This window comes from Streptomyces sp. NPDC024017 (assembly GCF_040638895.1).
In the GTDB taxonomy this organism is placed as follows: domain Bacteria; phylum Actinomycetota; class Actinomycetes; order Streptomycetales; family Streptomycetaceae; genus Streptomyces.
Genome location: NZ_JBEZYZ010000004.1, coordinates 210,316 through 226,635 on the forward strand (window position 1 = coordinate 210,316; position 16,320 = coordinate 226,635).

A 16,320-nucleotide genomic window follows, 5' to 3' on the forward strand; every position below is an offset into this window, starting at 1 on the left:
GCTCCCTTGCCTGCCCCGTCATCCCGACGCTAGGGGCGCGCCGGGGAGCACACCTGCCGACGGGGCCCGTACGGGTCAGAACCCGTGCCATGACGTCAGGGCGGGGCGAGGGGCTCAGTACCGCTCCCGGTACTCCCGCAGCAGCTCGTCCGTGCGCTGCGCGGAGCCCGCCCCGGCCGTCATGTGGTCCAGCACCTCCAGATGCGTCGAGACCTCCTTGCGGGAGTCCAGGTACAGCGCTCCGGTCAGATACTCGGTGAAGACCATGTCGGGCAGTTCCGGCTCGGCGAAGCGGAACAGCGAGAACGGCGCGTACGTCCCCGGATGGGGGCCGTCCGCGAACTCGGCGATCTGGAGTGTGACCCGGTCGCGTGCGGCGTACTCCAGCAGCTTGTCCAGCTGGTCGCGCATCACCCGGCCGTCGACGCTCACCGGGCGGCGCAGCACCGTCTCGTCCATGATCACCCACAGGTGCGGCGGGTTCGGGCGGTCCAGGAGGCGCTGCCGCTCCATGCGCAGCGACACATGCCGGTCCACGGCCTTGGGCCCGGCGTTCGCGATGGTGCCGGCCTGCAGCACGGCCCGCGCGTACCCCTCGGTCTGCAGCAGCCCCGGCACGAAGTGCGGCTCGTACGACCGGATGATACGGGCGGCGCCCTCCAGGCTCACGTACAGGCTGAACCACTCCGGCAGCACGTCGTGGAACCGCTGCCACCAGCCCGGCCGGTTCGCCTCCTCGGCCAGGTCGACGAACGTGGTCACCTCGTCCTCGGCCACCCCGTACGCCGTCAGCAGGAGCTGCACATAGGGGATCTTCAGCGCGACGTCGGCGGTCTCCATCCGCCGGACCGTCGCGGGGGCGACGCGCAGCACCTTGGCGGCCTCGTCACGACTGAGGCCCGCGGCCTCGCGCAGCTCCTGCAACCGCTTGCCCAGGACCACCTGGCCCACGGTGGGTGCGGCCCGCCGTTCACTCACGCCACGCCTCCCCAACGCGCCCAAGCCTGCGATCAGTCTGTCACGTCCGGTCGGCGGCATCACAGGGTTCGCACCGAGAAGATCGCCGGAAACGGAGGAGCGGCTCCGGCATTACCCCGCGGGTAATCGACCGGACGCCGCCGGAACGGGATCGTGAACGCACCGGGTCCCGGGCCGGCGCACTCCGGCCCGGGACCCGGCCCCAGCCGCCGCACCACGACCTGACGGAGGGTGATCCCCCATGTCCGCGATCCAGCTCGCCGCACTCGCCCGGACCTCCGAGCCGCAGTCGATGCTGCGCCGCTTCCTCGCCCTGGACGCCGTCGTGACCGGCGGCAACGCGCTCGCCTACCTGGCGTTCTCCGGCCCGCTCGGACGGTTCCTCGGCGTCGGTTCGACCCTGTTGCAGGCCCTGGGGGCGTTCCTCGCCGTCTACGCGGTCGGCGTGGGTCTGCTGGCCGCCCGCAGGCAGCCGCCCGCGCTCGGCGTGCGGGCCGTCGTCGAAGGCAACCTCGCCTGGGCGGCGGTGAGCCTCGCGGCCCTGGCGCTGTGGCTCACGCCGAGCGCGCCGGGCGCCGTGTGGACGGTGCTCCAGGCCCTGGTCGTGGCCGGGTTCGCCGTCCTCCAGCACACGGCCCTGAGGGCCCGTCAGGACATGAGCGTCTGAAGGTACTTGGCCGTCGCCGGGTCGGCCGGGAGCAGTGTCTCGATGGCCAGCTCGGCGACCGTCACGTCCATCGGCGTGTTGAACGTGGAGATCGACGAGATGAACGACAGGGTCCGCCCCTCGTGCTCGATCCGCAGCGGCAGCGCGAAGTACGGCACCGGCTCCGACGGCTCGTCCGCCGGATCCGCGTCGGGCGCCGGATAGGCCGCCACCTCCTCGTACAGCGCCCGCAGCGGCTCCGAGCGGTGCAGCGCGATCTGCCGCTCCATCTGCTCCAGCAGATGACCCCGCCAGGCGTGCAGATTGCGGATGCGGGGCGCGAGGCCCTGAGGGTGCAGGGCCAGCCGCATCGCGTTCAGCGGCGGTTCCAGCAGCGCCTCGGAGACGCCGTCGACCAGCGTCATGATCCCCCGGTTGGCCGCCACCACGTTGTACAGCGCGTCCACCACCAGCGCCGGATACGGCTCGTAACCGCTGATCAGCCGCTCGATGCCCTCCCGCAGCGCGCCCAGCGCCGGGTCGTCCAGCGGGGTCTCCGGGTAGCGGGGGGCGTATCCGGCCGCCAGCAGCAGCGCGTTGCGCTCCCGCACGGGGACGTCCAGGTGCTCGGCCAGCCGCAGCACCATCTCCTCGCTGGGCCGGGAGCGGCCGGTCTCGATGAAGCTGATGTGCCGGGATGAGGAGTCCGCGCGCAGGGCCAGCTCCAGCTGGCTGACCCGCCGCTGCTCCCGCCAGGCCCGCAGCAGCGGGCCTACGCCCCGCTCGGTGGTGGAGGGGTGAGTGGTCATGCCGGGACCGTAGTCGAGAACCGGCCGTGCCGGACAGACGCACCCTCCTGACCAGGGCCTCGGCCGCCCCGCTGTGGCAGGCTGGGAGGACACAGCAGCCAGGGAAGGAGCGCGGCCCATGCCCGTCGAACCGCTGTCGCAGAAGGAGGTCGAGGACCGGCTGGCCGAGCTGCCGGGCTGGTCGCTCGACAGGGACCGCCTCATCCGCTCCTACCGGCTCGGCTCGCACTTCGCGGCGACGGCGATGGTCGTGCACATCGCCCAGGTCCAGGAGGAACTGAACCACCACTCCGACCTGACACTCGGCTACAACACCGTCTCCCTGGCCGTGCACACGCACAGCGCGGGCGGCGCCGTCACCGAGAAGGACTTCGAGCTCGCCCGCAGGGTGGAGGACCTCGCCCCCGGGCACGGGGCACACTGACCGGGTGCTCGACTACGACAAGGAAGCGGAGCGGTACGACGCCTCGCGCGGCGGCGAGCCCCGGGCGGCCGCCGCCGCACAAGCCGTGCTGAGCCTCCTGCCGCCGGACCCGCGCAGTCTGCTCGACGTCGCGTGCGGCACCGGCATCGTGACCCGCCGGCTCGCGGCCGCGGTCGACGGCATGCGGGTGACCGGCGTCGACCTCGCCCCCGCGATGGCCCGGCAGGCCTCCACCCGGCTCCCCGGCGCCGTCGTGCGCGCCGACAGCCGCCGGCTGCCCTTCCGGGACGGACAGTTCGACGCCGTGTGCAGCGTGTGGCTGCTGCACCTGGCCGCCGGACCCGCCGAGGTGCGGACCATCGTCGGCGAGTGCGCCCGGGTGCTGCGGCCCGGCGGGGTCTACGTCACCACGGTCGACAAGGCCGCCTCCCACAACGTGGGAAGTGACATCGATGTCGTGCTGTCCTCCCGGCCGCCCAGCCCGGTCCGGGACGCGGCGGCGGACGTCGAGTCCTGCGCCGCCGCCCACGGCCTGGTCCGGACCGGGCAGGCCCGTTTCACCGGTCACGGCCAAGGCCGCAGCCCTCGCCGCACCATCGCCGACCTGCGCCGGGGCTGGTTCGTCACCCTGCCGCCGGGCCACCCGCTCGCCGACGGGTTCGCCACCCGGCTGGCGCGGCTCCCCGACCAGGACCGGCCGCGCCCCGACCCCGTGTTCAGCCTGCTGGCGTTCCGGAAGGCCGGGTGAACTCCATGATCCAGTTGGTCAGCCAGGTGTCCCCGCCGTCGACGGAGAACGCCTGCTCCCAGCGGGCCGACGTGGCGGAGATGCCCGACCAGACGAACCGGACCCGCACCTCCTTGCCGTCGTGCGTGTCGTCGCCGTAGAACGCGCCGCGTCCGTCCTCGAACCGGCCGAAGACCGGCGGGAACAGGGTGCCGCTGATGCTGGAGGCCCAGTTCAGTGACCACCGCTCGGTCGCCGGGTCGAAGAGCCGCAGGGTCGCGCCCTTGGCCGACAGCCGCGGCATGTCGACCTCGTCGAGGTTCGCGGTGCCGTCGAACAACGGCAGGCACCGGCTGGTCCCCGGGAACTCCGTCCAGTCGCTGTCAGGGTCGAGGAAGTCGGTGCGGCGCCGGTGGCGCACGTCCCACGCGCCGTGGAAGAAGTCGAAGTCGTGCGGGCTGCTCATGTGCGGTCTCCTGTGGTTCCTTCGGGCAGGGAGTCGGCCAAGTAGGCCTTCAGGTCCGGGACTTCGGGGGCGAGCAGGTGCCGTACCCAGGCGTCCCGCTCGTGCAGGATCGGCGGCAGCTCCCAGACACAGCCGATCCACGGCCGCTCGGGAGTGATGAAGTGGGCCGGGTCGCGGTCCGGGCAGCCCAGTACCGGCTGGCCCGCCGCCGCGCCCTTGAAGTGCAGGACGTTGTTCCACACCCAGCTGTACGCGTTCAGATAGGCCCCGTCGTCGCCTCCCCGGTGCAGGACGACGAAGGTCGCCGGGGGAGTGCCGTCCGGCTCCGGCAGCAGCTCCGGCAGGATCGCGTACGCCGCCTGCTCGACGCCGGGCTCGATGCCCGCCGGGTCGGTGGTGACGTGGTAGCGCTTGACGTGCCGCCCGGCCACCTCGACGGGCGGGAGCACGGTCAGCAGTTTCTCGGTGAAGCCCATGCCGGGACGCTAGGCCCGCTTCACTGACATCCTGTGTCAGTGAAGTCCAGCCGACTCGTCTCCATCCTCCTGCTGCTCCAGACCCGCGGCCGGATGACCGCCGCCCGGCTCGCCGAGGAGCTGGAGGTGTCGGTGCGCACGGTGTACCGTGACATCGAGGCCCTGAGCGCGGCCGGCGTCCCGCTGTACGGCGACGCGGGCCACGCCGGCGGCTACCGCCTGCTCGACGGCTACCGCACCCGCCTCACCGGCCTCACCGCCGACGAGGCCGAGGCCCTCTTCCTCGCCGGCGCCCCCGGTCCGGCCGCCCAACTGGGCCTCGGCTCCGTCCTCGCCGCCGCGCAGCTCAAGGTCCGGGCCGCCCTGCCGTCCGAACTGCGCCCGCACGCCGACCGGATCAGCGGCCGCTTCCACCTCGACGCGCCCGGCTGGTACGCCGACGCCGACGAGACGCCGCACCTCCCGGCAGTGGCCGACGCCGTCTGGAACTGCCGCGCCCTGCACGTCCGGTACCGCCGCTGGCGTGAGCCCACCGACGTGGAGCGCCGCCTGGAACCGTACGGACTCGTCCTCAAGGCGGGCCGCTGGTACGTCGTCGCCGGCCCGGGCCCCCGCACCTACCGGGTCGACCAGATCCTCCGACTCGCCGCCACCGACGAGGAGTTCACCCGACCCGACGACTTCGACCTGGCCGGGTACTGGGCGGCGTACCAGCGCGACTTCCACCACCGCCTGCGAGCCGACCGGGCCGTGGTCCGGCTGGCTCCGGGCGTGACACTCACCGGGTCGGCGCCGACCGACGCACACGTGGAGGAGGACGGCTGGACACGGGTCACCGTCTCCATCGAGTCCGTCGACCACGCCCACGCCGAGTTCCTGCGCATGGGCAGCGGTGTCGAGGTGCTGGAACCCCTCGAACTGCGCGACAGGATCGCCCGGACGGCGGCCGAACTGGTCGAGCGGTACGGCGACCCGCGCGCCTCCGGCTGAGCCCGAGGGCGCACACCGTTTCCGGTACACGCCCTCGAACCGCCCGGTCAGGCAGCCGTGCAGGTCTGCTCACCCAGCTTGAACACGGCCGGTTTCGTGTTCGTGTCCGACCGGTTCGCCGTGAAGCCGAAGCTCACCGACGAACCCGCCGCCACGTTCGCGTTCCAGCCGACGTTCTTCGCCGTCACCGCCGAACCCGACTGTGTCGCCTCGGCGTTCCACGCCTGGGTCAGCTTCTGGCCGTCGGGGAAGGTCCAGCCCAGTGACCAGCCGTTCCAGGCGGTCGTGCCGGTGTTGGTGAGCTGGACGTCCGCCTGGAAGCCGCCCGACCACTGGCTGGTCACCTTGTACGCCACCTTGCAGGCGCCCGTCGGCGACGGGTCGGGGCCCGGCCCCGGATCCGTGGTGCCGCCGCCGGAGCTGTCGCCGTAGATGACGCCGCGGCCGTTCGTGGAGACGTAGACACGGCCGTACACCCGCGGGTCGCCGGTGATCGCCGCGCCCGTCCAGCCCCACTGGTGTGTTCCGTCGTTGACGCGGGTCCAGTTCGCGCCCTTGTCCGTGGAGCGGAAGATGCCGCGGACGCCGCCGATCTTCGCACTGGTGTAGAGGGTCTGGTAGGAGGAGCCGGGTGCCGCCTTGCCGAAGCCGATGGTGTCGGCCTGCTCCACGTTCGGGAGTTTGGTGAAGCTCGCCCCGCCGTCCGTGGAGTGCCACAGCCCGTACGCGCCGTCCGACGCGCCGCCCGCCAGCCACACATCGCCCTTCCCGCCGGGCAGCGCCTTGAAGCGGACGCTGTCACCGCTCGGCAGTTCGCCGGCCGGGGACTTGGCGAAGGTCGCCCCGCCGTCCGTACTGACGTAGAACGCGCCGGACTTGAAGCCGTAGAAGGTCTTCGGGTCGACCCGGTCCGACTCGACGATCGCCCCCGCGGGAATCCCGGAGGAGGCCTGCCACGACGTGCCGAAGCCGGTCGCGTGGTGCACGCCCGCCCCCTCGGGGCTCCACACGAACCGGCTGCCGTCGGCCGCCGACGCGACCGTGCCGCCGCCGCTCACACCCGAGGGGTCGGTCCCGGCGAACCAGTTGGCGCCGTTGTCCGTCGAGAACGCGATGTGCGGCCCCGAGTCGAGGTTGCCCACCCGTACCACCGTGTTCGGGTTCGACTCGGCGAAGTCCAGGCTCGTGGTCGTCGTGAAGTTCGGCTGGGTGAACATCATCGACGGCACCTTCGTCAGGTCCGTGTGCCGGAAGCCGCCGATGTCACCGAGCGCGCTCAGCAGCGGGGCGCCGGACGGGGGAGAGGCGAGGTCGTTGACCGCCGTCTCCTCCAGGCCCTGCACCATCGGTTTGATGGCGAACTTGCTTCCGCTGTCCCAGTTCGTGAGGTTCTCGGTGCCGTAGATCGTCGCACCCGTCCCGTACATCATGCGGTTGGAGTTGAACGGGTCGATCTCCAGGGCTTCCGTCATCCACCCCAGCTTCGGCGTCTGCTCGGGCGGCCGCGGGTTGGCGCCCCAGGTCAGCCACGGCGAGGACGAGACGTCCATCGTGTAGCGGTTCTCGCGGTTGGGGTACGACGTGGAGTCCCACGCCCTGGTCCAGGTCCCACCGCTGTCCGTGGAGCGGAAGATCTGCGTGTCCGGCCACCAGGCGCTGTACGCGGTCGCCATGACCGTGCCCGGCTTCTGCCGGTCCACCGTCAGCCCGCTGAAGCCGTAGAAGGTGTCCGCCTCCGCCACCGGGCTGATGTTCGTCCACGCCCCGGTCCCGGTCGCGTACCGCCACAACTGGCCCTTCCCGCCGTCGTACGGGCCGCCCTTGTCGCTGTAGGCGAGGTAGAGGTAGCCGTTCTTCGCGTCCAGGACGCCCTTGTGGGCCAGGTAGCCGGTGGGCTGCCCGGCCAGCCGCTGCCAGGTCGCGCCCGCGTCCGTCGACCGGTACACCGCGTTGTCCTTGTCGGCGACCCCGACGTAGATCGTCTTCGTGGCGTTGCCGGCCGCACCCGTGGACTCGTCGAAGGTCACCCAGACGATGCCCTGGTTGTCGCTCGAGTAGCCGGACGTGTCGCTCGGATCCGCCACGTAGTTGCCCACGTTGGGGAAGTTCGCGACCTGCGACCAGGTCACGCCCGAGTCCGTCGACCGCCACAGCCCCTTGCCGCTGGGCGCGCCCAGGTACAGCACGCTGTTCCGGTTCGGGTCGACGGCCAGCCGCTCGCCCATGCCCCGCCCCGGCATGTTCCCGCCCAGCTTGAACGGCAGGTCGGCCTTCCGCCAGCTCGCGCCCCGGTCGGAGGAGCGCATGACCGCACCGTTCTTCGGATCCCAGCTGTTCGTGTACGTCCCGACCGCCGCGTACACCCGGTTCGGATCGACGGAGTCGGACGCCATGCTGACCACGCCCGTGTGCCCCCAGTCCTCCCACCCGACCGAGTCCAGCAGCGGCGTCCAGGTCTTGGAGGACTCCTGCCAGCGGTAGGCACCGCCGATGTCCGTGCGGGCGTAGGCCAGGTTCTTCTCGGAGCGGTTGAAGACGATGCCGGGTACGAACCCGCCCCCGTCGATCCGGGCGTTCTTCCAGGTGTACGTGTCCGCGGCGAGCTTCGTCCCCGCGGGATCGGCGGCCAGGGCGGTGGGGGCGCCCGACAGCAGGCCGGCCGCGAGCGCCAGCACGGCCGTGAGGATACGGGTTCTTCGCACGGTGGGGTCCTTCCGTGAGGGGAACGTGCGAGGGCCGGGCGGCTCCCGTGCGGGTGGAGCCGCCCGACCGTGGCCCCGCGTCAGGTGCAGGGCCGGGTACGCGGAGCTTCGGACGCACCTACTTCTCGGCGGAGCGCCCGGCGGGGGCTATTCGAGAAGCTCCGCGTACGAGCCCATGGCCAAGGCGATGTCCGCCTGAGCCCAGAACCGGTGGTACGTGAAGGACGGCACCGCACCGCCCGCGAGGTAACTCTCGATCTTCGACCAGGCGGGATCGTCCTCGTAGAAGGACCGGATCGAGTCGAACGTCGACGACGAGTTGATCGCGTCACCGTTCGGCATCGTGCCCGTCCAGCCACTCGGGATCGACACGGGGTCGTCGAACCGGTTGTAGTCCGCGCGGTTCTCCGGGACGGAAACCCCGATGTCGTCCTGGTGGTTCGCCCACATACCGTCCAGCAGCTTCTTCGCCGCCGCCGCGGCCTCCGTGTCACCGGAGCGGTCGGCGTAGTACGTCAGGGTCTTGGCGTACGCGGCCGCCACACCGACGTCGTTGGTGTAGTCGGCGACGGTGACGTGCAGCCCGCTGTTGGAGCCGGGGCTGGAGGCGTTCCAGGTGTCGGGCTGGCCCGACCACTGGAGCGTCGACGGGATGCGGTACGTGCCGTCCGGGTTGAACGTGGTCTTGGACAGCGCCCAGTCGACCCACTTGTCGAGGACCGTCTTGGCCTGCGCGTTCCCCGTCTGCTGGTACAGCTCGGCGACCCGCTCCATGGACCACGCCTGGAAGCCGAACCACTGGTTGGACGGCGGGTCGTGGTAGACCGGCTTCTCGTCGTAGTACATGCCGTAGAACGTCGACTTCCCGGCGGGCGGGGTCGCGTACCGGCCCGCCCAGCTGTTGGTCGCGCCGCCGGCGATGGCACCCTCGTCGGACTGCAGCCAGCGGTAGAACTCCAGCTGCCGGTCCATGGACTTGGCCCAGTCCGCCGCGCCCGTCGCCGACTTGGGCTTCAGCGGGGCGTAGCTGCTCAGCGCGTAAGCGGCGAGCGGGTTCTGGTAGCCGCCGTGGGCGTGGCTGGAGCCGATGCGCCAGGACCAGCCGGCCGAGGTGTCGGTGGCGCCGCCCCAGGCGTAGTACCAGGACATCAGGTAGAACGAGGCGTCCTTGCCGGTGCCCGCGGGGCAGGTCGAGGGCCCGACGCAGTTGCCGACCTTCTTGAAGTACTTGTCGAACATCGAGTAGCGCAGGTAGTCGCCCATCTTGGCGGCCTTGCCGACCGTCGCGGAGACGTCGGAGCCCTTGCCCTGCTCCTTCGCCCACAGATCCGCCCAGTAGGCGGCCTGCACGGCCCGTGCGTCGGCGTCCGGCGCGTTGGTGAACTTCCACTGCTTGGCGTAGGAGGCGTCACCGGTGAACAGGTCCAGATAGCCGTTCTTGCCGCCGTACTTGAAGGCGTCGCAGGTCGGCTGCGGCACCGTCTCCCACACCGACTCCTGCGGGCCGCGCTGGAAGGTGTTGATGTACGACGGGCCGGTGTCCGACGGTCCCGCCTCGCACTTGCCGGGCGAGTTGCCGTAGCCGTAGACGTTGTCGACGTCCTGGAGCCAGTGCATGCCGTAGACGTCGTCCGTGCCGTACGCGCTCTTCAGCTCGGCCGCGATCGGGTCCCGGCCGACCGAGACACCGGTGTCGAGCTTGGCCGGGTACTCGCCGGGTGTGTCCAGCTCGGGCGCGTAGGTCGCCGGCTTGGAGGCGTTGTAGAAGGAGTTGGTCGGCTGGTCGGCCTTGGTGGGGATCATGTACTTCTCCATGAGATCCCACGCGCCGTTGAACTTGGACCAGTCACCGGTCACCTTGCCGTACATGGCCTGGAGCCACAGGAGGTAGCTGTACGCCTCCGAGGTGGTCTCGTGACCGTGGTCCGGCGCCTCGACGATCAGCGTCTCGACCGAGTGGTAGGGAATGCCCTCGGGGGAGAAGTAGCCGTTCGCCGGGTTGGTGATCTTCCCGTAGAGCTCCAGGAAGCGGGCGTCGTACACCTTCGCCGCCGCCAGCTGGGTGACGGTGACCGAGGCCTTCGCGTGGCCCGCGGCCGTCGACTCGAACACGGCGGAACCGGTACCGGAGCCCGCGGCCGTGACGGTCACCTTCTGTGCGGTGTTCCAGTTCTGCGGGGTGAAGGTCAGCGAGGCGCCGGCCGAGACCGACAGCCCCGAGTTGCCGCTCGCGCGGGCCGAGGTCACCGTCACGTTCGCGGACGGCTGCTTGGACAGCTTCACCTCGTAGGTGCCCGACTTGCCCGACTGGACGCCCAGTTGGAGCGGCGAGGCGACGACGGTGGGACCGGAGGCGACGGTGATGCCGACCGGGGTGGAGTCGGCGGAGGCGCCCATGCTGTCGTGCGCCTTCGCCACCAGCGAATGACTGCCCACGGCCAAGTCGGAGCCGGAGAGCGTGTAGGGCGCGCTCGTGTCCGTGCCCAGCAGCTTGGTGTCGTCGTAGAACTCCACCTTGCTGATCGTGGCGTTGTCCGCGGCGGCGGCGGTGGCCGCCAGCGGCACCGCCTGGCCCTGGGTGTAGACGGCGCCGGCGGTCGGGCTGGTCAGCACGGTGATCGGCGGCTGGTGCGCGCCGGTGCACGGTGTGCCGTTGACCGAGAAGGACGTCGGTGCGGTGTTGCCGCCGCTGTAGGAGAACTGGGCGCCGGTGGAGACGGCGGCCCCCGCGGCGACCCGTGCGTTGTGGGCGGCGTTCTTCACGGTGATGTTCTGGCCGGACTGCGACCAGGTGCCGTTCCAGCCGTTGCCCAGCTTCTGGTTGCCGGAGTAGGCGTAGGTCAGCGTCCAGCCGTCGATGGCGTCCGTGCCGCGGTTGGTGAGGGTCAGGTCCACCGTGAAACCGGAGCCCCAGTCGTTCGTCTTGTAGTCGACACTGCACTGAAGTGGCGCTGCCTGCGCGGGAGTCGACCCCGAGGAGAGCATCGTCAACGGAAGCGCGAGAGCTGCGAGGGCGGCGGTCCACAACCGCCGTACCGCTCCGCGTCTCCGGGGTGGGGGATGCATGGTGCTGGTTCCTCCTTGCGGCTCGGAGAAGTCAAGGCTTGAACCAGTGGGAGCGCTCCCATAGTGCGGACACGTCAGGTACCGGTCAAGGTCCTTGAAGAGTCGAAAAGATTCGACGCCCCGCGTTGAGCAAAAGTCAGCAACTCCCCTGTTCTTTACCGTCACTTGGCGCTACCTTCCTTGACACCAGTGGGAGCGGTTCCATCAGTCGACGCGTCCGTCACGGCACGCCCGACCTGCAAGGAGTCGCTCATGCGACACCCCCCGCGTTCAGTACTTTGAGCCGCCGCCGGCGCGAGACGCCGCGTGCGGCGGACGGTTGCTGCCCCGCGTCGGCCCCGTACGGCGCCGCACCGGCTCCGGCATGCCCGCGAAAGCCTCACGGCACCCGAAGAACCCCCCACGCTCCGCGGAAATCGCAAGGAACCCAACGGAAGAGGGACCCCCACTCATGAGCCGTACGAGAACCGCGTTACTGGCCGCCATGGCCCTGGTAGCCGGCGCGACCGGCACCGCGTTCGCCGTCGACCCGGGCGGCGCCGGCATCGCCGCCGTCCCCTGCACCGTCGACTACAAGATCCAGAACGAGTGGAGCACCGGCTTCACCGCCGCCGTGACCGTCACCAACAACAGCGCCGCCAAGTCGTCGTGGTCGCTGAAGTGGTCGTACGCCGGGAACCAGAAGGTCACCAGCGGCTGGAACGCCAAGCTGAGCCAGAGCGGTGCCGCCGTCACCGCGGCCAACGAGAGCTACAACGCCCAGCTGGCGACCGGCGGTTCGGTCAGCTTCGGCTTCCAGGGCAGCTACAGCGGCAGCAACGCGATCCCGGCCACCTTCACCCTCGACGGCGTGACCTGCAACGTCGACGGCGGCGGCCCCGGCGGCCCCACGGATCCGCCGGACCCGGGCGGCCCGTCCAACCGGGTGAACAACCCCTACGAGGGCGCGAAGGTGTACGTGAACCCGGAGTGGTCCGCCAAGGCCGCCGCCGAGCCGGGCGGCAGCCGCGTCGCCAACCAGCCCACGGGTGTCTGGCTGGACCGGACCGCGGCCATCAACGGCGCGGGCGGCAAGATGGGCCTGCGTGCCCACCTCGACGAGGCACTGCGCCAGAAGGGCTCCGGCGAACTCGTCGTCCAGCTCGTCATCTACAACCTGCCCGGCCGGGACTGCTCCGCCCTCGCCTCCAACGGCGAGCTCGGCCCGACGGAGATCGACCGGTACAAGACGGAGTACATCGACCCGATCAAGGCGATCCTCGCCGATTCGAAGTACTCCTCGCTGCGGATCGTCACCACGGTCGAGATCGACTCGCTGCCGAATCTCGTCACCAACACCGGCAGCCGCCCGACGGCCGTCCCGCAGTGCGACGTGATGAAGGCCAACGGCAACTACGTCAAGGGTGTCGGCTACGCGCTGAACAAGCTCGGCGACGTGCCCAACGTCTACAACTACGTCGACGCCGGGCACCACGGCTGGATCGGCTGGGACGACAACTTCGGCCCCACCGCCACCATCATGAAGGAGGCGGCGACCGCCGAGGGCGCCACGGTGAACGACGTCCACGGCTTCATCACCAACACGGCGAACTACAGCGCCCTGAAGGAGAACAACTTCACCATCAACGACACCGTGGCCGGGAAGTCCGTCCGCGAGTCGAAGTGGGTCGACTGGAACCGCTACGTCGACGAGCTGTCCTATGCCCAGGCCTTCCGCAACCAGCTGGTCTCGACGGGCTTCAACTCGGGCATCGGCATGCTGATCGACACCTCCCGCAATGGTTGGGGCGGCACCGCACGGCCCACCGGACCGGGCGCGACGACCAGCGTCGACACATACGTCGACGGCGGGCGCTACGACCGCCGTTTCAACACCGGCAACTGGTGCAACCAGTCCGGAGCCGGTCTCGGCGAGCGCCCGCAGGCCGCCCCGGCGGCGGGGATCGACGCGTACGTGTGGATGAAGCCGCCGGGCGAGTCCGACGGGGCGAGCAAGGCCATCCCGAACGACGAGGGCAAGGGCTTCGACCGCATGTGCGACCCGACCTACACGGGCAACCCGCGCAACAACAACAACATGTCCGGTGCCCTGCCGGACGCGCCGCTGTCCGGTCACTGGTTCTCCGCCCAGTTCCGGCAGCTGATGCAGAACGCGTACCCGCCGCTGTCGTGACCCGCTCCTGCTGAACCGCTGATCCGCCGGGGCCCCGGGCCCCGGCGGATTTTGCGGGACCGGCAACAGCAGTGGCCTCCGCCCGGTGCGTCGGCGCACGCTGACCGCATCCGAGCGAGAGGCTGACCACCATGGCGCACGACCACGACCACGACCCCGTTCACCGGCAGGGCCACGCCCACCACGACCACACCGACATCGACTGGGCGGCGATGGCCCCGATGCTGGAGTCCGAGGCGGAGCTGTTCACGTCGCTGTACGAGCGGGCCCTGGCCTGGCTGGCGAAGGAGGTGACCGAACCGGGCCTGATCGTCGACGCGGGCAGCGGACCCGGCGTCGTGTCGTGCCTGTTCGCCGAGACGTTCCCGGGCGCGCGGATCGTCGCCGTGGACGGCTCCGAGCCGCTGCTGGAACGGGCCCGGGCACGGGCACAGCGGCAGGGGGTGGCCGACCGTTTCGGCACGATCGCCGGTGAACTCCCGGACGTCCTGAGCGAGTTGGACTACCCGGCCGATCTGCTGTGGGCGAGCCGCACCCTGCATCACCTCGGCGACCAGCGGGCCGGGCTCGCCGCGTTCGCGGACCGGCTGGCGCCCGGCGGCACCCTGGCCCTCATGGAGGGCGGGCTGCCCGCACGGTTCCTGCCCCGCGACATCGGCATCGGCCGCCCCGGGCTCCAGGCGCGCATGGACGCGCTGCAGGAGGAGTGGTTCACGAAGATGCGGCAGGACCTCCAGGGCCATGTCGCAGAGCCGGAGAACTGGCCCGCCCTGCTGTCCGCCGCGGGCCTGAAGCACACCCGGACGCACAGCTTCCTCCTGGACCTTCCCGCCCCGGCCCCGGACCGCGCCCGTGCCCACGTCGTCGACTCCCTCACCCGCTTCCGCGACACCCTCGCGGAGGGCCTCGACCACGACGACCGCACCACTCTCGACCGCCTCCTCGACCCCGGCGACCGGGCGAGCGTGCACCACCGCCAGGACGTGTTCGTGCTGGCGGCCCACACCGTGCACACGGCGGTCCGGCCCGCCTAGCTCCAAGCCCCTTGACTTCGAGAGCGCTTCAACTGATGGACTCCCCGGCATCGCACACCGGCCCACATCACAGGGGGAATCCATGTCCGACTCTCAGGTCGCGCTCATCACCGGCGGGGGCAGCGGGATCGGCGCCGCGGTCGCCCGGCAACTGCTGGACGCCGGGCACCGGGTGGCCGTTACCGGGCGGGGGGAGGAGCGGCTGCGCGCCTTCGCCGAGGAACTCGGACGTCCCGAAGGGCTGCTGACGCTCGTCGGTGACACCGCCGTGTACGACGACGTCCGCTCGGCGGTGGACAGCACCCTCAAGGCGTTCGGACGGCTGGACACCGTCGTGGCCAACGCCGGTTCCGCCACCCACGACACGGTCGCCGAGGGGGACCCGGACGGCTGGCGGGACATGGTGCTGACCAACGTCCTCGGGCCCGCACTGCTGATCCGGGCGTCCATCGACGCGCTGAAGGAGACCCGCGGCCGGATCGTGCTGGTCGGCAGCGTCGCCGGGTTCGTGCACGGACCGGGCAACCTCTATGGGGCGACGAAGTGGGCCGTGACCGGGCTCGCCGAGAACACCCGGCGGCAGGTGACCGAGTGGGGCGTGGGCGTCACCCTGGTCGCGCCGGGCCGGACGGAGACCCCCTTCTGGGACTCCTACGGCAGCCTGCCGCCCGGCCATCTCCTCACGGCCGGGCAGATCGCCGACTCGGTGGTCTGGGCGATTCGCCAGCCGGCCGGTGTCGATGTCAACACCGTCGTCATACGGCCGGTGGGCCAGCCGGTCTGAGACGGCGGAAACGACAGCGCCCCGGCCCGGGCCCCACGAAGGGGCTCCGGGCCGGGGCGCTGTCGGTGCTCCGGCCCTGTGAGGGAGTCCGGACCCGGGCGCCGCCGGTACGGCTCAGGCTCCGTTGAACTCCGCCGGGTCCGGGCCGAGGCGCCGGTCCTCGTTCAGGGCGCTGATCGCCGCGAGGTCCTCGTCGTCGAGGCTGAAGTCGAACACCTCGATGTTCTCCTTGATCCGCGACGGCGTCACGGACTTCGGGATCACCACGTTGCCCAGCTGGAGGTGCCAGCGCAGCACGACCTGGGCCGGGGTGCGGTCGTGCTTCCGGGCGATGGCCACGATCGCCGGGACCTCCAGCAGACCCTTGCCCTGGCCGAGCGGCGACCAGGCCTCCGTGGCGATGCCCTGCTCCGCGTGGTACTCGCGGGCGGCGCTCTGCTGGAGGTGCGGGTGCAACTCGATCTGGTTCACCGCCGGGACGACCGACGTCTCACCGATCAGCTTCTGAAGGTGCTCGGGAAGGAAGTTGGAGACACCGATGGCCCGGATCCGGCCGTCGGCGTGCAGCTTCTCGAACGCCTTGTAGGTGTCGACGTACAGACCCCGCTCCGGCGTCGGCCAGTGGATCAGGTACAGGTCGACGTAGTCCAGGCCGAGCTTCTCCAGCGACGTGTCGAAGGCGCGCAGCGTGGAGTCGTACCCCTGGTCGGCGTTCCAGAGCTTCGTGGTGACGAAGAGCTCCTCGCGGGGCAGACCGGCGGCGGCGATGGCCTTGCCGGTGCCCTCCTCGTTGCCGTAGATCGCCGCTGTGTCGATGCTGCGGTACCCGGCCTCCAGCGCCGCCGCGACGGCCGTCTCGGCCTCGTCGTCCGGCACCTGCCAGACGCCGAAGCCCAGCTGGGGCATCTCGACGCCGTTGTTCAGGATGATCGGGGGGACCTTGCTCACGAGCTCTCGATCCTTCGGTAAGTGGTCAGGTGTACTCCCATCGTCAACGATCACGGGCGGTGATGCATTCCTGACGGGAGAATTCCGAAGCCACACC

Annotated in this window: 14 protein-coding genes; 7 read left to right on the forward strand and 7 right to left on the reverse strand. The window is 70.7% G+C overall.

The window, feature by feature from the left end:
• Positions 1-114 precede the first annotated feature (114 nt).
• Positions 115-978 (reverse strand): helix-turn-helix transcriptional regulator, encoded by an 864-nt coding sequence (locus AB0G20_RS12335; RefSeq protein WP_361299897.1) that lies wholly within the window; start codon positions 976-978, stop codon positions 115-117.
• 241 nt (positions 979-1,219) lie between these two features.
• Between AB0G20_RS12335 and AB0G20_RS12340 the strand changes: the two genes are divergently transcribed.
• Positions 1,220-1,645, forward strand: a complete 426-nt coding sequence (locus AB0G20_RS12340; protein ID WP_361299900.1) for a hypothetical protein — start codon at positions 1,220-1,222, stop codon at positions 1,643-1,645.
• Here the strand turns inward: AB0G20_RS12340 and AB0G20_RS12345 are convergent.
• Positions 1,627-2,433, reverse strand: a complete 807-nt coding sequence (locus tag AB0G20_RS12345; protein ID WP_361299903.1) for a helix-turn-helix transcriptional regulator — start codon at positions 2,431-2,433, stop codon at positions 1,627-1,629. The genes AB0G20_RS12340 and AB0G20_RS12345 overlap by 19 nt on opposite strands.
• A gap of 118 nt (positions 2,434-2,551) precedes the next feature.
• On the opposite strand from AB0G20_RS12345, the gene AB0G20_RS12350 reads away from it, so the two are divergent.
• Both AB0G20_RS12350 and AB0G20_RS12355 read left to right on the forward strand, forming a co-directional pair.
• A complete protein-coding gene (locus AB0G20_RS12350; protein WP_033309142.1) occupies positions 2,552-2,857 on the forward strand; it encodes a 4a-hydroxytetrahydrobiopterin dehydratase in 306 nt (101 codons plus the stop codon).
• Positions 2,858-2,861: 4 nt separating this feature from the next.
• Positions 2,862-3,605, forward strand: a complete 744-nt coding sequence (locus AB0G20_RS12355; protein ID WP_361299906.1) for a class I SAM-dependent methyltransferase — start codon at positions 2,862-2,864, stop codon at positions 3,603-3,605.
• Here AB0G20_RS12355 and AB0G20_RS12360 read toward each other — a convergent pair.
• A complete protein-coding gene (locus tag AB0G20_RS12360) occupies positions 3,574-4,050 on the reverse strand; it encodes a hypothetical protein (protein WP_361299909.1) in 477 nt (158 codons plus the stop codon). The genes AB0G20_RS12355 and AB0G20_RS12360 overlap by 32 nt on opposite strands.
• On the reverse strand, positions 4,047-4,526 hold the full coding sequence (locus tag AB0G20_RS12365; RefSeq protein WP_361299912.1) for a hypothetical protein: 480 nt from the start codon (positions 4,524-4,526) through the stop codon (positions 4,047-4,049). The genes AB0G20_RS12360 and AB0G20_RS12365 overlap by 4 nt, the downstream gene beginning before the upstream one ends.
• A 39-nt stretch (positions 4,527-4,565) precedes the next feature.
• Here AB0G20_RS12365 and AB0G20_RS12370 point away from each other — a divergent pair, with 39 nt between their 5' ends.
• On the forward strand, positions 4,566-5,516 hold the full coding sequence (locus AB0G20_RS12370; RefSeq protein WP_361299915.1) for a YafY family protein: 951 nt from the start codon (positions 4,566-4,568) through the stop codon (positions 5,514-5,516).
• Positions 5,517-5,563: 47 nt separating this feature from the next.
• On the opposite strand, the gene AB0G20_RS12375 is transcribed toward AB0G20_RS12370, so the two are convergent.
• Both AB0G20_RS12375 and AB0G20_RS12380 read right to left on the reverse strand, forming a co-directional pair.
• Positions 5,564-8,218, reverse strand: a complete 2,655-nt coding sequence (locus AB0G20_RS12375) for a cellulose binding domain-containing protein (protein ID WP_361299918.1) — start codon at positions 8,216-8,218, stop codon at positions 5,564-5,566.
• A gap of 147 nt (positions 8,219-8,365) precedes the next feature.
• A complete protein-coding gene (locus AB0G20_RS12380; RefSeq protein ID WP_361299921.1) occupies positions 8,366-11,284 on the reverse strand; it encodes a glycoside hydrolase family 48 protein in 2,919 nt (972 codons plus the stop codon).
• Positions 11,285-11,735: 451 nt separating this feature from the next.
• Here AB0G20_RS12380 and AB0G20_RS12385 point away from each other — a divergent pair, with 451 nt between their 5' ends.
• The 3 genes from AB0G20_RS12385 (at position 11,736) to AB0G20_RS12395 (ending at position 15,275) form a co-directional block, all read left to right on the forward strand.
• A complete protein-coding gene (locus AB0G20_RS12385) occupies positions 11,736-13,457 on the forward strand; it encodes a glycoside hydrolase family 6 protein (RefSeq protein ID WP_361299924.1) in 1,722 nt (573 codons plus the stop codon).
• A 131-nt stretch (positions 13,458-13,588) separates the two neighbouring features.
• A complete protein-coding gene (locus tag AB0G20_RS12390; protein WP_361299927.1) occupies positions 13,589-14,491 on the forward strand; it encodes a class I SAM-dependent methyltransferase in 903 nt (300 codons plus the stop codon).
• 82 nt (positions 14,492-14,573) lie between these two features.
• Entirely contained in the window at positions 14,574-15,275 is a 702-nt protein-coding gene (locus AB0G20_RS12395) for an SDR family oxidoreductase (protein ID WP_142157392.1), read from the forward strand.
• A 114-nt stretch (positions 15,276-15,389) separates the two neighbouring features.
• On the opposite strand, the gene AB0G20_RS12400 is transcribed toward AB0G20_RS12395, so the two are convergent.
• A complete protein-coding gene (locus AB0G20_RS12400) occupies positions 15,390-16,181 on the reverse strand; it encodes an aldo/keto reductase (RefSeq protein WP_361300918.1) in 792 nt (263 codons plus the stop codon).
• Between the last annotated feature and the right edge of the window lie 139 nt (positions 16,182-16,320).

Coding starts and splice junctions, on each gene's coding strand:
- AB0G20_RS12340 (WP_361299900.1), top strand. CDS start 1,220: ATGTCCGCGATCCAGCTCGCCGCACTCGCCCGGACCTCCGAGCCGCAG.
- AB0G20_RS12345 (WP_361299903.1), bottom strand. CDS start 2,433: ATGACCACTCACCCCTCCACCACCGAGCGGGGCGTAGGCCCGCTGCTG.
- AB0G20_RS12350 (WP_033309142.1), top strand. CDS start 2,552: ATGCCCGTCGAACCGCTGTCGCAGAAGGAGGTCGAGGACCGGCTGGCC.
- AB0G20_RS12360 (WP_361299909.1), bottom strand. CDS start 4,050: ATGAGCAGCCCGCACGACTTCGACTTCTTCCACGGCGCGTGGGACGTG.
- AB0G20_RS12365 (WP_361299912.1), bottom strand. CDS start 4,526: ATGGGCTTCACCGAGAAACTGCTGACCGTGCTCCCGCCCGTCGAGGTG.
- AB0G20_RS12380 (WP_361299921.1), bottom strand. CDS start 11,284: ATGCATCCCCCACCCCGGAGACGCGGAGCGGTACGGCGGTTGTGGACC.
- AB0G20_RS12385 (WP_361299924.1), top strand. CDS start 11,736: ATGAGCCGTACGAGAACCGCGTTACTGGCCGCCATGGCCCTGGTAGCC.
- AB0G20_RS12390 (WP_361299927.1), top strand. CDS start 13,589: ATGGCGCACGACCACGACCACGACCCCGTTCACCGGCAGGGCCACGCC.
- AB0G20_RS12395 (WP_142157392.1), top strand. CDS start 14,574: ATGTCCGACTCTCAGGTCGCGCTCATCACCGGCGGGGGCAGCGGGATC.
- AB0G20_RS12400 (WP_361300918.1), bottom strand. CDS start 16,181: ATGCCCCAGCTGGGCTTCGGCGTCTGGCAGGTGCCGGACGACGAGGCC.